Annotated in this window: 16 protein-coding genes and 4 pseudogenes; 10 read left to right on the forward strand and 10 right to left on the reverse strand. The window is 68.5% G+C overall.

Annotated features, from left to right (window positions below; all coding sequences use genetic code 11):
* Positions 1–453: 453 nt before the first annotated feature.
* The 5 genes and pseudogenes from AAFF41_RS01680 to AAFF41_RS01700 all read right to left on the reverse strand — a co-directional run.
* A pseudogene (locus tag AAFF41_RS01680) lies at positions 454–1,442 on the reverse strand (L-threonylcarbamoyladenylate synthase).
* A 159-nt stretch (positions 1,443–1,601) separates the two neighbouring features.
* Positions 1,602–2,236 (reverse strand): annotated as a pseudogene (locus AAFF41_RS01685) (carbonic anhydrase).
* Positions 2,237–2,390: 154 nt separating this feature from the next.
* Positions 2,391–2,636 (reverse strand): hypothetical protein, encoded by a 246-nt coding sequence (locus AAFF41_RS01690; protein ID WP_425526091.1) that lies wholly within the window; start codon positions 2,634–2,636, stop codon positions 2,391–2,393.
* A gap of 163 nt (positions 2,637–2,799) precedes the next feature.
* Positions 2,800–3,138: a MerR family transcriptional regulator gene (locus AAFF41_RS01695; protein WP_319753831.1), complete on the reverse strand. Its 339-nt coding sequence runs from the start codon at positions 3,136–3,138 to the stop codon at positions 2,800–2,802.
* A gap of 1,592 nt (positions 3,139–4,730) precedes the next feature.
* Positions 4,731–5,221: pseudogene (locus AAFF41_RS01700) on the reverse strand (transposase); the annotation flags it as partial.
* A gap of 670 nt (positions 5,222–5,891) precedes the next feature.
* Between AAFF41_RS01700 and AAFF41_RS01705 the strand changes: the two are divergent.
* Together AAFF41_RS01705 and AAFF41_RS01710 are read left to right on the forward strand one after the other, a co-directional pair.
* Positions 5,892–6,257, forward strand: coding sequence for a hypothetical protein (locus AAFF41_RS01705; RefSeq protein WP_343323306.1), 366 nt, complete (start codon positions 5,892–5,894; stop codon positions 6,255–6,257).
* Positions 6,254–6,466, forward strand: coding sequence for a hypothetical protein (locus AAFF41_RS01710; RefSeq protein ID WP_343323307.1), 213 nt, complete (start codon positions 6,254–6,256; stop codon positions 6,464–6,466). The genes AAFF41_RS01705 and AAFF41_RS01710 overlap by 4 nt, the downstream gene beginning before the upstream one ends.
* A 397-nt stretch (positions 6,467–6,863) precedes the next feature.
* Here AAFF41_RS01710 and AAFF41_RS01715 read toward each other — a convergent pair whose 3' ends face one another.
* Positions 6,864–7,202 (reverse strand): hypothetical protein, encoded by a 339-nt coding sequence (locus tag AAFF41_RS01715; protein ID WP_343323308.1) that lies wholly within the window; start codon positions 7,200–7,202, stop codon positions 6,864–6,866.
* A gap of 50 nt (positions 7,203–7,252) precedes the next feature.
* Positions 7,253–7,687: a hypothetical protein gene (locus AAFF41_RS51315; protein ID WP_415926049.1), complete on the reverse strand. Its 435-nt coding sequence runs from the start codon at positions 7,685–7,687 to the stop codon at positions 7,253–7,255.
* On the opposite strand from AAFF41_RS51315, the gene AAFF41_RS01720 reads away from it, so the two are divergent.
* From AAFF41_RS01720 to AAFF41_RS01730, 3 genes and pseudogenes are all read left to right on the forward strand, one after another.
* Positions 7,598–7,789 carry a hypothetical protein gene (locus tag AAFF41_RS01720; RefSeq protein WP_343323309.1) on the forward strand — a complete coding sequence of 64 codons (192 nt, stop codon included), beginning with the start codon at positions 7,598–7,600 and terminating at the stop codon, positions 7,787–7,789. The genes AAFF41_RS51315 and AAFF41_RS01720 overlap by 90 nt on opposite strands.
* An 829-nt stretch (positions 7,790–8,618) precedes the next feature.
* Entirely contained in the window at positions 8,619–9,572 is a 954-nt protein-coding gene (locus tag AAFF41_RS01725) for a terpene synthase family protein (protein WP_319753836.1), read from the forward strand.
* 390 nt (positions 9,573–9,962) lie between these two features.
* Positions 9,963–10,819, forward strand: a pseudogene (locus tag AAFF41_RS01730) (IS630 family transposase).
* Between the two features lie 118 nt (positions 10,820–10,937).
* Here the strand turns inward: AAFF41_RS01730 and AAFF41_RS01740 are convergent.
* A complete protein-coding gene (locus AAFF41_RS01740) occupies positions 10,938–12,077 on the reverse strand; it encodes a PucR family transcriptional regulator (protein WP_319753838.1) in 1,140 nt (379 codons plus the stop codon).
* 87 nt (positions 12,078–12,164) lie between these two features.
* On the opposite strand from AAFF41_RS01740, the gene AAFF41_RS01745 reads away from it, so the two are divergent.
* The 4 genes from AAFF41_RS01745 to AAFF41_RS01760 all read left to right on the forward strand — a co-directional run bounded on the left by AAFF41_RS01745 (position 12,165) and on the right by AAFF41_RS01760 (position 15,340).
* Positions 12,165–13,220: a ferredoxin reductase gene (locus tag AAFF41_RS01745; RefSeq protein WP_319753839.1), complete on the forward strand. Its 1,056-nt coding sequence runs from the start codon at positions 12,165–12,167 to the stop codon at positions 13,218–13,220.
* A gap of 7 nt (positions 13,221–13,227) precedes the next feature.
* Positions 13,228–14,346 (forward strand): fatty acid desaturase family protein, encoded by a 1,119-nt coding sequence (locus AAFF41_RS01750; RefSeq protein WP_319753840.1) that lies wholly within the window; start codon positions 13,228–13,230, stop codon positions 14,344–14,346.
* Positions 14,347–14,625: 279 nt separating this feature from the next.
* Positions 14,626–15,075 (forward strand): hypothetical protein, encoded by a 450-nt coding sequence (locus AAFF41_RS01755; protein ID WP_319753841.1) that lies wholly within the window; start codon positions 14,626–14,628, stop codon positions 15,073–15,075.
* Between the two features lie 142 nt (positions 15,076–15,217).
* A complete protein-coding gene (locus AAFF41_RS01760; protein WP_343323310.1) occupies positions 15,218–15,340 on the forward strand; it encodes a hypothetical protein in 123 nt (40 codons plus the stop codon).
* 60 nt (positions 15,341–15,400) lie between these two features.
* Here AAFF41_RS01760 and AAFF41_RS01765 read toward each other — a convergent pair whose 3' ends face one another.
* On the reverse strand, positions 15,401–15,775 hold the full coding sequence (locus tag AAFF41_RS01765; RefSeq protein ID WP_343323311.1) for a PIN domain-containing protein: 375 nt from the start codon (positions 15,773–15,775) through the stop codon (positions 15,401–15,403).
* A gap of 17 nt (positions 15,776–15,792) precedes the next feature.
* Here AAFF41_RS01765 and AAFF41_RS01770 point away from each other — a divergent pair, with 17 nt between their 5' ends.
* Positions 15,793–16,098 carry a hypothetical protein gene (locus tag AAFF41_RS01770; RefSeq protein ID WP_343323312.1) on the forward strand — a complete coding sequence of 102 codons (306 nt, stop codon included), beginning with the start codon at positions 15,793–15,795 and terminating at the stop codon, positions 16,096–16,098.
* Positions 16,099–16,418: 320 nt separating this feature from the next.
* Here AAFF41_RS01770 and AAFF41_RS01775 read toward each other — a convergent pair whose 3' ends face one another.
* Positions 16,419–16,985, reverse strand: a complete 567-nt coding sequence (locus tag AAFF41_RS01775) for a TetR/AcrR family transcriptional regulator (protein WP_319753845.1) — start codon at positions 16,983–16,985, stop codon at positions 16,419–16,421.
* Positions 16,986–17,079 lie beyond the last annotated feature (94 nt).

Raw genomic sequence — 17,079 nt, forward strand, 5'->3', positions numbered from 1 at the left:
TTGGGAAGCTTCGGCGGGGGTCTGCTTGAACAGCGTGGTGTCGAAGTCGACCAGGCCGGTCTTCTCCGTCACCGTGATGTGGTCCAGGACGGTGTCGTGGCCTGGTCGGCCAGGGCGCACCAGCGTGTTCTTCCGGGCCGGCGTTTGAGGTCGTTGATGACGAGGTCGGAGAGCCTGACGGAGAACCAGACTTCCTGCTTGGCTCCGCCACTCCGGCGCTCGGTGAGGACGACCGTGGAGTGGCCTGCCCCGCTGTTCCCTGGCCGCGCCCACGTTCGGGCCCAAGTTGCGCTTCGTGGCCGGCGTCAGGATCTGCGCCGTTGACCGCCCGCACCGAAGTCCCCGCACGCGTGTCCGGTGAGCCTGTTGTACGCGGCGAGCGGCCGCACTTGGGGTCGCAGGCGCATCCGGTGCCCCCTTGCAGGAACATCCCACGGCGTCGGTGCTGGTCACTTAGGAGGGCCGGGGCCCCGCGGCGCGGCGGAGCCGGTTGGCGATCGCCAGTCCCAGCCCCTCCTCCACCGGCAAGGACGCCACGATGAGGTCGCACCCCCGCTGGTCGAGCTCGCGCAGGAACGCATACAGCCCGCGTGCGTAGGTGGCCATCGAAGCGGGGAGGGCCACCCCGGCGTGCACTTTCACCGCAGTGTCGTCGAAAGAGGGGGAAGCAAAACGCCCACCTGGTGCCCCAGCTCCTGCGCGAGCTCCGCTTCGGCGACAACCTTCTCCGGCTCGACGAGGACGACCCGCGCCCGCGGCGCGTAGTGCGAAGGATGCTGGCCCGGCACCCGAACGCGGCTCGTCGAGGGAACCGCAAGCGCGCACCCCAGCACCTCTTCGAGGTCCTCGCGCGTCACCCCGCCGGGCCGAAGGACGCTCAGGGCATCGCCCGTGGCGTCGACGATGGTCGACTCGACGCCGACCTCGCAGGGACCGCCGTCCAGCACGAAGTCGACGGCAACACCGAGCTCCGCACGGACATGGTCCGCCGTCGTGGGGCTGACCGAGCCGAAGCGGTTGGCGGACGGGGCCGCCACACCACCGCCGAAGGCCGACAGCAGCGCAAGTGCGACGGGGTGGCCGGGCACGCGCACGCCGACCGTCTGAAGGCCACCGGTCGCTTCGAGCGGCACCCGGCGACCGCGCCGCAGGACCAGCGTGAGTGGCCCCGGCCAGAAACGTTCGGCCAACAGACGCGCCGCCGCGGGCACGTCCTCGACCCAGTCGTCGAGATGCTCCGCGCCGCCGATGTGGACGATCAGCGGGTGGGAGGGCGGACGCCCCTTGACCTCGAAGACGCGCGCGACGGCGGCGGATTCCTCGGCATTGGCGCCCAGACCGTAAACGGTTTCGGTCGGGAAGGCCACCAGGCCCCCGGCGCGCAGCACACCAGCCGCCTTCTCGATGCCACTGGTTGTTGCCGTCACCCTCGCACCTCTCATCTCACTGCTCCGCTCTCCCCATCCCATGGTCTCGTCGGCTCAACGACGAACCAAGGCCGATGGCACCGCGTGAGCCCATTCGGGTCCCGCGCACCGCGGTCTGCTCGTCCATCAGCGCGCGTGCTGCCCGTACGACAGACGGGCAGCCGGCAGCGGGTTTCACCATGCGAAGGCAGCAGCCCTGCTCAGGCCATGAGAGGCAACCAGCTGTGCACTGCCATCGGCCAGCCGGTAGGACAGACCCGCCACAGCGAGGCGGCCGGCGGCCACCCGCTCGGCCACGACGCGGGAGCGGTCCAGCAGCAGGTCGACGGTGTGCCGAATGTGCTAGTGGAGGATCTCCTCGGCCTGGTCGCGTCCGGCGGCGCGAGCCGCCAGGACGCTCGGGGTCACCCGCTCGACGGCGTCATGGACGAAACCGGCGGGCGCCCTACCACCATCGGCAGCGGCGCAGGCAGCCGCGATCCCCCGCACGAATCATGCCCCAAGACCACAACCACCGGGCAGTCCAGCACGCTCACCCCATACTCCACGCTGCCCAGCACCTCCGGACCGACCACATGCCCTGCCGTGCGGAACAGATCACCCAGCCCCCGATCGAAGATGATCTCGGCTGCCAGCCGGGAATCGGAGCACCCGAACAGCACCACGAAGGGACTTTGAGCCGGCGTGGTCTCGGTGCGCCGTGCAGCGTCCTGGTCGGGGTGCTCCGGCAAGCCGGTGACGAACCGCTGATTGCCGGCCAGCAGCATCTCGAAGGCATCATCGGGAGTCGGCGTGAGTATCTCAGTCATGGCCGCAGGCGTGGGCCGCCCAATCGAAACGCACGGCCAGGCCCACGCCCCGCGGTGGCATCCGGCCAGTGCGGCAAAGCGTGGGGCAACAGGCCGGGAAGTCCGGGCGGTTGGAGCAGCACGGGTCCCGCCTCCACGGCGGGGGTCGGGCAGGTCAGGAGGCGCGCAGGAGCGTGGTGGCGACGCGGATCGCGCCCCGACCACGGAGTTGGAGGGCGAGGGTGACGACCAGGTCGAGCAGGGCCGCTCGGACAGCGGCGCCGTCCAGGGTGTGCCGGGGGAAGGCGCGGCTCACGCTCGCGGAGGCAGGCAGGGCGCGCGGGGCCACGGGGCGGGGGTCGATGCCGCGGGCCCGGTCGGCCGCCTGGCGTCCGGCCCGGCCGCCCAGAAGGCGCTGCACCGTCGCCCGCCCGCCATGTCGTTGGCGCGCCTCCTGGAGCCACCAGCCCGAGCAGCCGGTCCACCCCTTCGATCGCCGACACCAGCCGCGCCCCTTTTGCGTCCCGGGCGGCCTGCATGGGCGGCAGTCGCGACGTTCCTGGGGAAGTCGCAGGTTCGCCGTCTCAGGTCGCGGGCGGTGGGTTCGCCGATTCGGCGGCGCGGCGGTATTCGGCGTTGATGCGCTGGGCTTCTTCGAGCTGGTCTTCGAGGATGATGATGCGGCAGGCGGCCTCGATGGGGGTCCCCTGGTCGACGAGTTCCCGCGCGCGGGCGGCGATGCGCAGCTGGTAGCGGGAGTAGCGGCGGTGGCCGCCCGCCGAGCGGAGCGGGGTGATGAGGCGGGCTTCGCCGAGGGCGCGCAGGAAGCCCTGGGTGGTGCCGAGCATCTCGGCGGCCCGGCCCATCGTGTAGGCGGGGTAATCGTCGTCATCGAGACGGCCGAACGAGTCGTCTGCTGTCATTGCACCTCTCTGTGGAACGCGTGGAGGGGCCTTGGTGCCGTACGGCACCAAGGCCCCGAAGGAACTGCTACACCATCTGCCGGCCTTGATACTGCGCCGACTCTCTGCGTCCGCATGCCCATCTGGGAGAGCACGGGCAATACGGGGATCGCGGTTGCTTGACCGGAGACCACCTCACTATCGATGTCCTGCGGTACCCGGGTTCAACGCTTCTGCCCGGGCGATCCTGATGGCGCTCGGCTCCTCCGTTCTTCCCTCTGGGATCCATCACTTACTAAACGGGGACTGCGTACTTCTGGTACTGCTCTACTGCGCACCGCTGGTGATGCGAACTGCTCAGTGACCTGCGACAGCGCCACTCTTCGGCAGCCAGCCCCGTCGCCCGTCCTGCGTCTGCTCTGGCTTGGAACCCCACCGCCGAACCTCCCGGTGCGCGCGTCCGCAGCCGACGCCTTCACCGAGGTACTGCTCACTGACTTCACTGCTGGGTGCTGCGAACTGCACTTACGGGTACTGCCACTGCGGTACTGCTCACGGCGGCCCCAGATCACCGCGGGCCACCCGGTCCGGTCGTCAGCCCCGTCGCCATCCTGCAACAAACCTGGCTTCGGAACTCCACCACCGCACCGTCCTGCCAACTGCAACTACGTACTGCTGACCGGCAGTTCGTGTCTGCCAGGCCCTGCTGTCTCTCTGAGCTACGAGAGAAACCATAACCAAGCCACCACCCAATGTCTACTCTGGCCAACATAGATTTTCGTGTGCTCGACAGCGAAATAATCGACCTCGTACAGCGGAGGGGACAGGAGCAAGGCCGCGACCGCCGGGTTGACAGGCCGCAGGGGACACAAGCACCCAGGCGCCTTATGTCGGTGCCGAGCAAGGATCCGCTGCGCGAGGCGCGCGATGTCCCTCCGCCACGGCATTGCCGCCGGATCTGGACCGTCTCACGATTGCGCATGCCCCGCGGGCATCCCCCGATGTTCCCGTGCCGCGTCCAAGCGGCAGCGCGTACCGCGACCCCCTGCGGCACGGCATCACCAGTTGCTCGACGACCTCGTCCGCCAGTTTGCCCTCGGCCGAGTCGACGGCCGGGGCCCGACGGCCGCCGGTTCGACCATTTGTTCAACTTGCGCTCGGCCTCGGACAGCGTGATTCTCCACAGCAGAAGGCCCCGGATGCGACATGCCAACAGGGTAGTAACTAAGAGTTCGCGCAGATAGGCATCGTTGAGGGCGTTACTCCAGCTAGGCTCAGATGATCATCGGTTACAGACCGCTATGAGGAGCCATGGCCGTCACCTACTTGATGCTCGCGAGGCTACCTGAGGGCGGCTTGGGCGCCTTCGACGCTTATGAGGGCGCTGTCTTGCCACTCCTTGCCGAGTATGGAGGGCGTCTTGAGCGCCGGCTACGCGCTCTGGACGATCAGGTCGAGGCCCACCTCATAACCTTTCCCACCAGTGAGGATCTCGCTGCCTACCGGGCGGATCCCCGGCGTTCTGCCGCTGCACCACTGCTGGAGTCGTCTGGGGCAGCGGTCGAACTTCTCGCGGTGCGCGACCTTTAGAGGTGGCTCGGATGAGGGTGCGGTCATGGTCGGCGGTTCGGGCGTTCGTCCCAGCGGTGAGTCGTCCATGCCCGCCGGATCAGACTGTGCACGGTGATGACCGCGTCGGCGAGGTCGAAGAATGCGTCGACGACGGTGGCGCGCCGCTCGTAGCAGCGGGCGAGCCGGTGGAAGGCGTTCTGCCAGGCGTGGGTACGTTCTACGTGCCAACGCTGACTGGCCTGGATGGTGCCTTCTCGCCTTTGTGCGCGATGCGGCTGTGCGGGCCGCGTTCCTCAAGTACAGCGCGGGTCTTGTCCGAGTCGTAGCCGGCGTCCAAGTGCACGGTGACGTTGTCGGGCAACGGGCCCAGCTCGTCCAGGCGGTCCAGGGTCGGGGCGAGCAGCGGGGAGTCGTGTCTGTTGGCGCCGGCCAGGACACGGCCCAGTGGAATGCCGCATTCGTCCGTCATGCCCGAGCGTTTCAGGCCCTGTTTGCCGCGGTCGACCGGGGAACGCCCGGCCACCTCGCCGCCTCAGGGAGCCTTGGGATTTGGTCAGCGAGGCAGAGCAGCAGCCCGCACGGCGGACACAGGCCGACCGGTGGGCCACCCGCCTTGCCGCGGCCCGTCAGTTCTACGCCCGCGAGGGGCACTTGAACGCACCGCGCAAACAGGTCGAAGAGATGGCAGGCGAAGGCGGAGAGGTCACGGCGGTTCGGCTCGGGGGGGCTGGACAACCCGGCGCCGGGCAGGCCGGCTCCCCGCGGGCCGCCGCGCGGAACTCGATGCCCTCGGCATGCACTGGGAGGGCGGCCGGCCCGGCAGGCGGTCGCCCCGGTGAGGTGAGCCGCAGCGCGATAGTTGTCACCAATCAAGTTTGCTGTCACCAAGCCCGGCATCCGGTATTTCGGCGGGTCACGCCTCGCGGTCGATGCTCAGCGACTCGGCCCTTGGATGTCGCTCTCGGGCTTCAGGAGCGTCCGGGCGCGGGTCGGCTCGGTGAAGGGGAGATTGCCGGGAAGGGCGCTTGGCACCCCGGGCCGCCGCCCGCGGCGCGAGGCGTTACGGCTCCGGCCGTCGTCGGCAGCGCCCGGGCTGGAATCCCCGCCAACCGGGCGGTACATCCGGGCGGGTCCGGCATGGCGCCATGTCGAGGCGCATCGTGCCCGGATGCTGATGGCCTCCGAACCATGCAGGAGTGACCATGGACGACCACCCCAGCCTTCAAGAAGCCTGGCAATCGACATCCATTGGTGCGAGCCGTGACAGTCCCGGTCAGCCGGGGGTCATCGGCATTGCGCTCGCCGCCGTGCTGACGGCCGCACTCGCGCAGGGTTCCTGGCAATGGTTCTCCACTTACATCGGGTTGACGCTTCTTGCGGTGATCTTCTCCTCTTACCGACTGCCGACATGGACGCCCGGCCTCGGATCTGCGTACATGCGGAATCTGGTCGCGTTTTCACTGGTCGTCGGCCTGTGCGTAGCGATCACGCTGGCCCCCGTGCTGCAGCGCTCGGCGTGTCAGGAAGCCACCTCCCACAAACACGTCCATGGACAGGAAGGTGAGTGAGCGTCGTGCCGTCCGCGGCGAACTTCGTTGCACGGGACATCGCGCACCGGCTCCACAACGATGCACGACAGCTGAAGCTGCGGATGTGGACGGGGTCAAGCCGCCCGGGTCTGCTGTTCGTGCTGTCGGCGTGCCGCATGGTGAGCGGTGTGCTGGTGGCCGCCGGGAATCAACCGCAGGCGGCGGCCGCCGGCATGACGCGGCTCTGAGGGCCTGGCGGTGAGACGGTCCTCGACGCGGTCCATGCCGTACAGCAAAAGCCCCAGCAGGGGCAGCAGCAAAAAAGCAACGACGATCACGACACACGTCCTTCCCGGCTGACTGCACCGCCCCGGGTACCCACCACGAGCACGGTCAGTCAGCGGGAAATGCACAAGCCTGGTGACCGCGGCGGCAGGGAATCCAAGATCGGAGACGGGCCGAACGTGCCCAGGCCGGATGACACCGGATGCCGTCGGCAGGGAAGGACCCTTCGACCTCCCCAGGTGTCATGGCCCTTCCCCGTCCGGCTGAGGACGACTACCCGCCCGCCCCGGGCTCATGCTCACGCGATCGCCACCTCTCCACGGCTGTCTGCAGATGGTTCTGCAGGTCAGGCGGCATCGCTTACTGGTCTCGCTGGTCGCCGCGGATCTGCCACCTTGAAGTGGCCGGGTTCCAGACCAGGCGAATCCGGCCACGGTCAGGCCGCTGGGCGGTGAGCTCGTCGAGATTAAGAGAAGTCAGGGCCCGCAAGGCCTCGTCCGTGACGTCTGACCACAGGCACAAGGTGATGTGTGCGTCGGGGTCGTCCGCGATGAGCAGCGTCGCCCCGTTGCTGGCCTCGCCCTGGGAGGGGGACCGGCGGAGCATGCGTGGGACCAGCGCACGGGCCTGCCCGTACGCGTCCTCGGCTGCTTTGGACATCAGGGCCTGCACGAAGGGGATGACAGCGGTCGCGACCACGGCAGTCACCACGACCGTTCCCGTGGCCGTTCGCCTGCAGAAGGCGCGATTTACGTTTGCCTCCCACTCAAGGACGCGCTTCGCTCGGTCGCGCCACTGGTTTGCCTCGTCGAAGCGGCTCTGCGCGGCCAACAGAGCCACGAGATCAAGGCATGCCTGGTGCCGCGGACCGAGGCCAGCATCGCTCTCGGCCGGGTCGAGTGGCTCGACCCACTGCTCGCCGTCGTCCTCGGCCGCTGCGCGGAGCCAGTGTTCCGCCTCTTGGGGCAAGTCCCCATCACGGAGTGCGCCACCAAGCTCCAGCTTCGCGTCGACATGCCCACTCTGGGCAGCGCGTCGCAGCCATCTACCGCGCTCCTCGAGTCATCGCCGGTCGTGCCCATCGCATACATGGCTTGGAGGTGTCCCGCTTCCGCGGCCCGCCGATACCAGTGTCGGGCTTGGTCTGCCTGTCGTCCGGTGAGGAACTCGGCGAGACGGTACATCGCTTCGCTCTCGCCGGCCTCAGCGGCATCGTGAAACCACCGATGAGCCTGCTCGGGATCGCGACGCTCGAAGAAGTGGGCCAGACGCATCATCACCCGTGAATCACCAAATTCAGCGCCCTGCACCAGACCAGGGTCTGGCCTCTCCCAAGAACGCTCGAACGCCACTGAGCCCCTCCAGACCCAACCCCGCGGTTCCCCCACCGCGTGACTGACACTCTTCATACCGCACGACATTGAGCGGCGGGGGGAAGACCCGGCTGTTCTGGGAATGCGACGAGTTCAACACGGGAACTCGCGCACGCCACCGAGCAAGGTCACCGCACCCCCGCCCTCACCCCGCACGGTCGCCGGCTGGATCCTCCCGCACCCCGAGTCCCTCCCGAGGGCGAACTGCTCCGGATGAAGGCCGTCTTGGCCCACTGCCCCGAACATCCAACCCACCAACAACGTAGGACCCGTTGACAGATGATCCACAGCCCGGACAGCCGGCCACGACCAGCATGAGTACGAAGAAGAGCCATCACACCACCCCCGCAATCAGCAACTTCAGGGTGAAACGGACTCACTGACCTCAACACGACCGTTGCCGTGCCCGGTTGCGATCGCAGCGAAGCACTCCCCTACGTCCCCGCCGCCGTCCCACGACCCGGGCAGCTCTTCCACGCGCCGCCCGTACCGGGACCGTCCATCGTCATACGCAGACCTTCGCGGCCAATGCCTCGACTCTCCGGGGAGATTCCGGGCGTCCGGTCGCGGCTGGGTGGGTAAGAGGCGGTCGGCGGGGATGGCCGACCAGACATGGTCCTTGCCCGGGTGGTCATCGGGCCGGGAGGGGGTTCCCGTGGGAGAAACGCCTGCCAGCGCAAGTAATGGGACCGGGACGCGGGCCGTCCGCGCCGATGCCGTGCAAGGGTTTGCTGCCCCTGCCGTGCAGATCTCCGGGCCCTCGCTGCTCAATCCGGGCCTGCCGCAGGTGGAGCCGCACGTCACCGCCTGGGCGCAGGCGTCGGGGCTGCTGTCCGCGGAGGCTGCCGAGCAGGCCCGCAGGGAGTGCCATACCGCCTTCGCCGGACGAGTTTGGCCCTGGGCACCACCGGAGCGGCTGGCCGAGCTGTCCCGCCTGGTCCTGTGGATGTTCGTCGTCGACGACCGGAGCGACGCCCACCGGGCCGCATCCGGAACGGTCGACGCGGAGCTGGAGGCCATGGTGTGCGCCGTCACCGGCGGGAAGCGCGCCGTGCCCGAACCGGCGCCGGCGACCGTACGCGTCCTGGCGGAGGTGGTGCCGCGGGTGGCCGGCTGCATGGGCCCCGCATGGTGCGCTCGCTTCATTCGGCATCTGGCGGAATGGATAGGCACCAACCGGGACATGATCCAGCGCCGTGCGGACCACAGCGTGCCGACGCCGCAGGCCTATGTCTGCTGGCGGCGAGTGTCCGGAGCGGTGGGCTGGTGCTTTGACCTCATCGAGTACGCGCAGGACGCGGAGCTGGCCGAGCCGGTGTGGTCCTCGCCGGCCTGTCGCCGGCTGCGGGATACCGCCGCGGATGTCATCTGCTGGACCAACGATCTGTTCTCTGTGCGTAAGGAGCTGCTCAGCGGCGAAACGAGCAACCTGGTGGTGGTATTGCAGCATCACCACTGTCTGGCGCTGCAGGAGGCCGTGGACGAGGTGCACCGGTGGCTGTCCTGGCGTATCGCCGAACTGCCTGTCGCGACGGGCCATCTGCAGGCCGCCGCCTCGGCCATGGGCCTGGCGCCGGATGAGCAGGCGGCGGTCGGCCGGTATGTGGAGGGCATCGGTGCGTGGGCTCGTGGTTTTCTCGACTTCTGCGAGGAGTCTGCGCGGTATGCCGAGGCCGGTCGCCCAAGGTCCGGGTAGCAGGCCGCAACCCGAGGCATTTCGCTGGCCGTGGGCAGCGGGAGGCGGACTTGGTAGACAGAGGCCCCAGCCGGCGCTTCTTCTCCCCAAGGAGATCCCCGACACGGTGATCGCACCGGAACAGCCCATCCTCGCGGAGTACGCCAAGGTGGCACGGTGACAGGCCCTGCCTCCATCCCTCGACCACCGGAAGATCACACGACCAGGAATTCCCTTCACACCGCCAAGCCCTCCCGCGAGCGCCTCCGCGCGGTCGGCTCCGAGCGGGCTCCTGTCCCTATCCCCCGCGTATTTGCCCCGGCCACCGGCCGGTTACTGACTTCGGCTCGTCAGGGTGATCTTTCTCGAAGTTCCTGGTGAGGGCGGGTTGTTGGCCGTATCCAGGGATGTGTGAGGTATGCGGATGGGGGCGGACTGACCGCTGCGGGGCGTCAGCGCCGGGAGACGGTACGGATGCAGGCAGCCGAGCTGTTCGAGCAGAGGATCAAGCCGCCGGAGGTCGCGCGGCGACTGCGAGTGAGCCGGAAATCCGCCTGTCAGTGGCACCAGGAGTGGTGCGATGGCGGTGTGCAGGCCCTGTCGTCCCGGGAGCCGAGTGGATCACGGTGCCGCCTCTCTCCACGCTGCCTGGAGAAACTCGCCGCGCAGCTCGAGCAGGGGCCTGCCGCGCACGGCTGGGTGGAGGACCAGGTGTGGACCGCAGCGCGAGTGGCCACGCTGATCGGCAGGAAGTTCCACGTCTCCTCCAGCATCTCCGGGGCCACGAGGTTGATGCACCGGCTCGGCTTCAGCCCGCAGGTGCCCGCACGACGGGTGGCCGAACGCGACGAGCAGGCCGTGAAGGTGTGGAAGGAGGCGACCTGGGCCGAGGTAAGAGAACCAGGGCGGCCTGCGGAGGCTACGTCTGCTTCGAGGACGAGGCAGGCTTCACCTGACGGCCGCCCAAAGGACGCGCGTGGGGCCGACGCGGCCACACGCCGGTCGTGACGGTCAGCGGGCGGCGCTCGGGACGCCTGTCAGTCGCCGGACTGATCGCCATGCGGCCCGGCTCCCGCACCCGACTCCGCCACCGCCTGCGCACCCACCCCGCCAGCAAGGGCAACCGACGCAACCTGGGCGAAAGCGAACTCGACCGACTCGAAGTCCTCCTTCGCAACCGCCTCAAGCGCCTTCAGTACCGACCCGACACCCTCAACGGATTCATAGCCCGAACCGGCCTGGACCTCGACGCGCCAACATCACCCTGACCAGCTGAAGTCAGTAATACCGCTCTTCCCCGGGCCGCATGAGCCAGCTGATGGCACCGAGAACGACGCACGATTCCTGGACCGCTCGCGGCGCGGGCGTGGACGGTCGAAGGACGCGTCAGCTGACCCGAAGACCGACCGCCAGCGTCAGTTCAAGGACCCGGTGTGGCGATGCGAGATCCGGAAACAGCTCCCGCAGCTGCGACATCCGGTACCGGACTGTCTGGGGATGGACGAACAACGCCGCCGCCACCTCGTCCCGCCTGCCCTGGTGCAGCAGCCACGCCCGCAACGTCTCCTCCAGCCGCCGTGCGGTCACGACAGGCAAGGTCCGCAACGGTGCGAGGGCTCGGGCACGCAGGTCTGCGAACGCGTCCACGTCGGCGCTCAGCACCAGCTCGGGCAGGTGGTCCTCGGTGTCGCGAATATCAGAGGAGAGGGAGCGCGCGCGTACGGCTCGTGCGTACGAGGCGGACGCACGAGTCCATGGCCGGGCCGGGCCGACCACGGCGGTGCGGTCGGTGAGCTGCCGCAAGAGATGTGATCGGTCGGCATCGGGGACGAGCAGCACACCGGTGGCGTCCGGCAGATCGTCGAGGACGAGGGTGCCCGGGTCGAGCGCCCGGTAGGCAGGCCGGGCCTGGGCGGCGGGCAGCAGAACCGCGGTCAGCGAAACCGGAGGCTGCCACCCGGCCCGTTGAACAGAGGCCAGCAGCACGTCCGGGCTCGCGCCGGCGAGGAGGTCGCGGGCCAGGTGTTCCAGGTGGCGCTCGTGGGCCCTGCCCCGGGCGGCCAGTTCGTCGGCATGGCCCGCGGCGCTCGCGGCGGAGAGCTCGTCGATGTAGGCGAAGGTCAGCTCGGCGAACTTGGCGACCTCGGCGGCGGGCAGGCCTGCGGGTACGGCACCCGCTGCCAGGCATCGCCAGGCCACGCGGGCACCGACGCGGTAGGCGCTGAGTAGGGCGTCCATCGACCGGCCGTCGCGCACCTCGCCGCGGCCCAGCTCGTAGGCTGCGTCACCGGCGTCGCCGCCTGTGGCGTTCCCGCTCGCGAGGTCCAGGTAGTGCCCCAGGGCGGTGCGGACGGCTCGGCGGATGGTGCCGCCCATGCGGCCCGAAAGGGCGTTGGCGTAGGAAGGGACCTCGTCGATGATCGCCTGGACGACCTCGTCGGCGGTGGTCTTCAGCGCGGCCCGAAGTGCGGTGACCGTCTTCTCATCGAGGGCCAGTTCGCTGGCCCTCCGGATTGCATGGCTCACGTTTTTGTTCCCTGCGAACAATTCAGCCGACCAGATTTACGTCCTGCGGTCAGGACTTTACGCCTTGAGGCACAGCAAGCTGGAGTCATGACGAGTGCAGCCCTCCGCAGCAGGGCGTGGAAACTGCTGGAGATGGTCACGACGCCGCTGTTGCCGTCGGACTACCTCGACCTGGTCAGCCCGCTGCGTGCGGGCGCTGACCTACGTGGGCGCATCGAGGCCGTGCACCCCGAGACGGGTGACGCCGCGACCATCGTGATCAGGCCGGGACGGGGCTGGCGCGGCCACACGGCCGGTCAGTACGTGCGGATCGGGGTCGACGTCGACGGGGTGCGCCTGTGGCGTGCCTACTCCATCACCTCGCCGACGAACCGCCAGGACGGCCGCGTCATGATCACCGTGAAGGCGATCCCGGACGGCAAGGTCAGCAACCACCTGGTCCGCAGGGCGAAACCGGGCACGCTGATCCAGCTCGACCAGCCGGCCGGTGACTTCGTGCTGCCGCAGGCCAAGCCCGCCAAGGTGCTCTACCTGACTGCCGGCAGCGGCATCACGCCCGTGATGGGCATGCTGCGCGACATCGAGTTCGACGACGTCGTCATGGTCCACTGCGCGCCACGGCCGCAAGACGTGATCTTCCGCAACGAACTGCACGACCTGGTCGCGGACAAGAAGCTGCGGCTCACCGAGGTGCACACCGACACGGACGGCATGCTCGACATCGCCCGTCTTGACGAACTCGTGCCCGACTGGGCCGAGCGCGAGACCTGGGCCTGCGGGCCCGCGGGCCTGCTCGACGCCGCCGAAAAGCACTGGACCGAGCACGGCATACAAGAACGCCTGCACACCGAACGCTTCCGCCCCAGCATCGTCGTCGCCGGCGACGGCGGCGAGGTCACGTTCAGCTCCACCGGCAAGACCGTCGACGCGGACGGCGCCACGCCGTTGCTGGACATCGGCGAGGAGGCCGGCGTGCTCATGCCCTCCGGGTGCCGCATGGGCATCTGCTTCGGCTGCATCACGCCGCTCAAGGCGGGCGCCGTCCGCGACCTGCGCACCGGCAAGATCACCGAGGCCGAGCCGGGCGTCCTCATCCAGACCTGCGTGTCCGCCGCTGCGGGCCCCTGCGACATCGAACGGTAGGAGCACCTTGACCGCCATCGACCCCACCGCCCACCTGACCGCGGAGCAGATCGAGGAGCTCGGCCGCGAGCTGGACGCGATCCGCGACGAGGTGATCGCCGGCCGCGGCGAGAAGGACGCCGCCTACATCCGCAAGGTCATCTCGGCACAGCGCAAGCTCGAGCTGGTCAGCAGGGGCGTGCTCCTGTTCTCGTTCTTCCCGCCCGCGTGGCTGCTCGGCACCGCCGGTCTGTCCGTGGCGAAGATCATGGACAACATGGAGATCGGCCACAACATCCTGCACGGCCAGTGGGACTGGATGCGAGACCCGAAGATCCACTCCACCACCTGGGAGTGGGATCACGTCTCGCCGTCCGACCAGTGGAAGCACTCGCACAACGAACTGCACCACACGTACACCAACGTGATCGGCAAGGACAACGACCTCGGCTACGGCATCATGCGCGTCGACGAGGACCAGAAGTGGCACCCGTTCCACCTCGGCCAGCCACTGTGGAACTTCATCAACGCCTGCTTCTTCGAGTACGGCATCGCGGCGTACGACCTGGAGCTCGGCAAGAACCTGCACAAGCGCCGCCGCAAGAACCCGGAGTTCCGCGCGCGCGCCAAGGCCGTGGGCCGCAAGATCCGCAAGCAGGTGCTCAAGGACTACGTGATCCACCCGCTGCTGTCGGGCCCGTCGTTCCTCACCACCCTCGCCGCCACGTTCACCGCGAACCTGGTCCGCAACATCTGGTCCCACTCGGTGATCATGTGCGGGCACTTCCCCGAGGGCGTGCAGGTCTTCGAGCGCCGGTCGATCAAGGGCGAGACGCGCGGCCAGTGGTACCTGCGCCAGATGATGGGCTCGGCGAACATCAGCGGCAGCAAGGCCATGCACTTCATGACCGGCAACCTGTCGCACCAGATCGAGCACCACCTGTTCCCGGACCTGCCGAGCAACCGGTACGCCGAGGTCGCGGTGAAGGTCCGCGCGCTGTTCGAGAAGTACGAGCTGGAGTACGTCACCGGACCGCTGCCCAAGCAGGTGTTCTCCGCGTGGCACAAGGTCTTCCGGCTCTCGCTGCCGAACAAGAATCCCAAGGTCAAGACACCGGACCGCGAGCAGGAGCTCGTCGCGGCCTGATTCCGGTATTGGTTCAGATCTTTCGGCCGTACCGGCGGCACCGCGGGGTTCGGTGAGATCCGTTGCGGACGGTGGGCGGCCGCGACATCAGACCGTACGACACGGGATCCGGGCAGCCCGGTGTCCGGCTGCACTGCCTGGACGTGCGCCAGAAGCTCAGCACACAGCCCCCGGCAAGGTGTTGTAGTGCGCTGACCTGCCCTGGTCGGCCGGTAGTCGGGTGCGTACGCGCACTCGGTTTGCCGAGGGGCGGGCTGGGTGGAAGGCATGGGCTGTGACGTGGAAGCTGCGATCGACTCGGGCAGCGCGGGCGAGGCCGGAGACGGTGATGTCGCCTCCGACTTCCCCACCGCCCTCGCCGCCGCCCAGAATCTCGGCTGGGAAGGCCGCCACCAACGCGCGTTGGGTGACCTGCACTGGCTTCAAGGCCCACCCGAGCGTGCCGCCGCGGCCTACCTCGCCGGACGCACCGAAGCCGAACAGCACGGCAACGCCGGCGAGGCCGCCCACAGCCAGACCCTGCACGCATTCGCCATCGCGCTCTACGCCCCCGACCAGGCCACCGCGGGAATCGACCTCGTCCACCAGCTCCTGGCCGGCCTCAACCTGCGTGCCACCACCATCAACGTCCGCCGGGCCGAACTCATCCGCGATGCCGGCAGCGACAGCGTCGACGACCAGATCGCCACGCTGCGCACCGAACTCGATATCGCGGGCCTCACTCGCTGACACCCGTGAGCGAGCTGGCCTGGGCCTTTCACCAGGCCGTCCTCGACGACCACACCGCACTGCACTGCACGCCACGCTCACCCGGCTACGAGAACAGACGTCCGACGAAGATCACGCCTACTTGGTCGACATCGCCCAGTTCATGGCCGACATGCCTGTCGACCAGGCTTCCGGAGTCCAGTGGCTCGACAGTGAACAGCACACCCGCAGCCGCTGGCGTGGCCTGGTCACCGCCCGGCAGGCGCACCTGCACGCCGGGCACTGACCAAAGAAGGAGGGCCGTTTCCCGCGAGAAACGGCCCCCCTTCGTCCGATTCGGCGCGGGTCAGGTGGGGTTCAGCGGAGTGATGCCGGTACCCGCGTACAGCTCGGGTTCCAGCGACAGGACCGTGAGCGGCTCTCCCGCCTTCACCGCGTGCCAGGCGATCGCAGCAGCGTGGGCCACCGGCCAGTCCACGCTTCTCCAGTCCATCGCATCCACAGCATGAGCTGCGGTGAACGGAACGTTCTCCGCGAACCGCAGGGATGCCGCGTGCTTGCCTGCGCCCGCAACCTGCCGTTCGGCAGCGAGCACGGCGAGGGAGGGGATGATGACACGACCGGTGCCACGCGAGGCGTCGATGTAGAGGCCCGTGAAGAAGGATTCCGCGCGATACAGGGCGGCCAGAGCGGTGTGGTCCAAAACGGCCGTCAGGTTCATGCGACGGCGCCGCCCTGATGGGCACGGATCTTCGCCCAGGCGTCCTGGCCGACCTGCTGAACCTGCTCGGTGTACTCAATGCCGAGCTCACGGGCGGCCTCGACAGCATGCTGCTCCCGCTCGGCTTCCGTGAGCTCGCGACTGGCCAGCTCTTCCAGCAGCTCGGGATGGTGGTGCCGCGCTCGTCGGCAAGGATACGCAGCCGGTTGCGCACTTCCTCGCTGGTCTTGATGCTCGTCGGCTTGCTCAGGCCGGTGATTCTACCGCCGGTAGAACCACCGGGGCAGTACCCTCGAGCCGACGGCACTGCCCGGCCTCTATGATCTATCAGTCCATGTACGCCATTGCGATGCGCCTTCCTGGATCGTCCAAGTCGTCGGTCAGCTGGTAGCTCCAACCGGCCTCACGCGCACCTCTCCTTCTGTCGCTTCGGTGGAGAGAGTCCGACCCAGTACTGGATGGTGGAGAGCCCGCGTTCGGGGCTACTCCAGGGAGCCGAGGAGTACCTGCGCAGCGTCGCTGTCCGCAGGGGCACCCCTCGCGAGATCCCCGGATGCCTGAGCTGGCCGGGCGCGTGTCGGCGAGCACCTCACGGAGCCCTGGCACCGCGTCCGAGGGCTGATCGCGGGAACGGGGTTTGAGGTCACAGCAATCGGTCGACCAGCCCGTCGACGTAGTCCGGGGCGAGCGGGCCCATGCCGAACAGGACGCGGATATACATCGGGGCCAGGATGTGGTCCAGCACGTCGAACGCGTCGGGTGCGTGCTCGCCACGGTCGCGGGCGCGATCGAGCATGGACTGCAGTTGCCGGGTGCGTTCGGCGCGGAGGTCGGCACCAGCCTGCAGGCCCTGCTGACCGCTGCTCGACAGGGCAACGGCCAGGTGCAGCACCGCTGGACCGTCGGGTCCGGTGATCTCGCGGGCCACTTGGGCCGCGTAAGTGCGCAGGTCGCCGGCCAGGCTCCCGGTGTCGGGCATCGGCGACTGCGCGTTGAGGCGGGTGAGCGCCACGTCGGTGAGCAGGGTTTCCAGGTTGGCCCACCGGCGGTAGATGCTGCTGTCGGCTACGCCTGCGCGGGCTGCGACCTCGCCGACGGTGAAGTTGCCGTAGCCGCGCTCACTGATCAGTTCGGTGACGGCCTGGTGCACCTGCGCGCCGACGCGGGCACTGCGCCCGCCGGGCCGCCGGGCTCGCTGTCGCTCGTTCATGCCCCCACCTTAACGCAGTCACGACTTGCGTTTGCGAGGCGATCCTCCCTATAGTCACCTAACGCAGTCACGGACTGCTTTAGAGCGCTCAGCT

The organism is Streptomyces mirabilis, from assembly GCF_039503195.1.
Lineage (GTDB): Bacteria > Actinomycetota > Actinomycetes > Streptomycetales > Streptomycetaceae > Streptomyces > Streptomyces mirabilis_D.

Excerpts from the sequence above, each read along its gene's own strand:
- AAFF41_RS01775 (WP_319753845.1), bottom strand. The coding sequence starts at position 16,985 with ATGAACGAGCGACAGCGAGCCCGGCGGCCCGGCGGGCGCAGTGCCCGC.
- AAFF41_RS51315 (WP_415926049.1), bottom strand. The coding sequence starts at position 7,687 with ATGTACCGTCTCGCCGAGTTCCTCACCGGACGACAGGCAGACCAAGCC.
- AAFF41_RS01765 (WP_343323311.1), bottom strand. The coding sequence starts at position 15,775 with ATGAACCTGACGGCCGTTTTGGACCACACCGCTCTGGCCGCCCTGTAT.
- AAFF41_RS01695 (WP_319753831.1), bottom strand. The coding sequence starts at position 3,138 with ATGACAGCAGACGACTCGTTCGGCCGTCTCGATGACGACGATTACCCC.
- AAFF41_RS01705 (WP_343323306.1), top strand. The coding sequence starts at position 5,892 with ATGGACGACCACCCCAGCCTTCAAGAAGCCTGGCAATCGACATCCATT.
- AAFF41_RS01770 (WP_343323312.1), top strand. The coding sequence starts at position 15,793 with ATGGGCACGGATCTTCGCCCAGGCGTCCTGGCCGACCTGCTGAACCTG.
- AAFF41_RS01745 (WP_319753839.1), top strand. The coding sequence starts at position 12,165 with ATGACGAGTGCAGCCCTCCGCAGCAGGGCGTGGAAACTGCTGGAGATG.
- AAFF41_RS01760 (WP_343323310.1), top strand. The coding sequence starts at position 15,218 with ATGGCCGACATGCCTGTCGACCAGGCTTCCGGAGTCCAGTGGCTCGAC.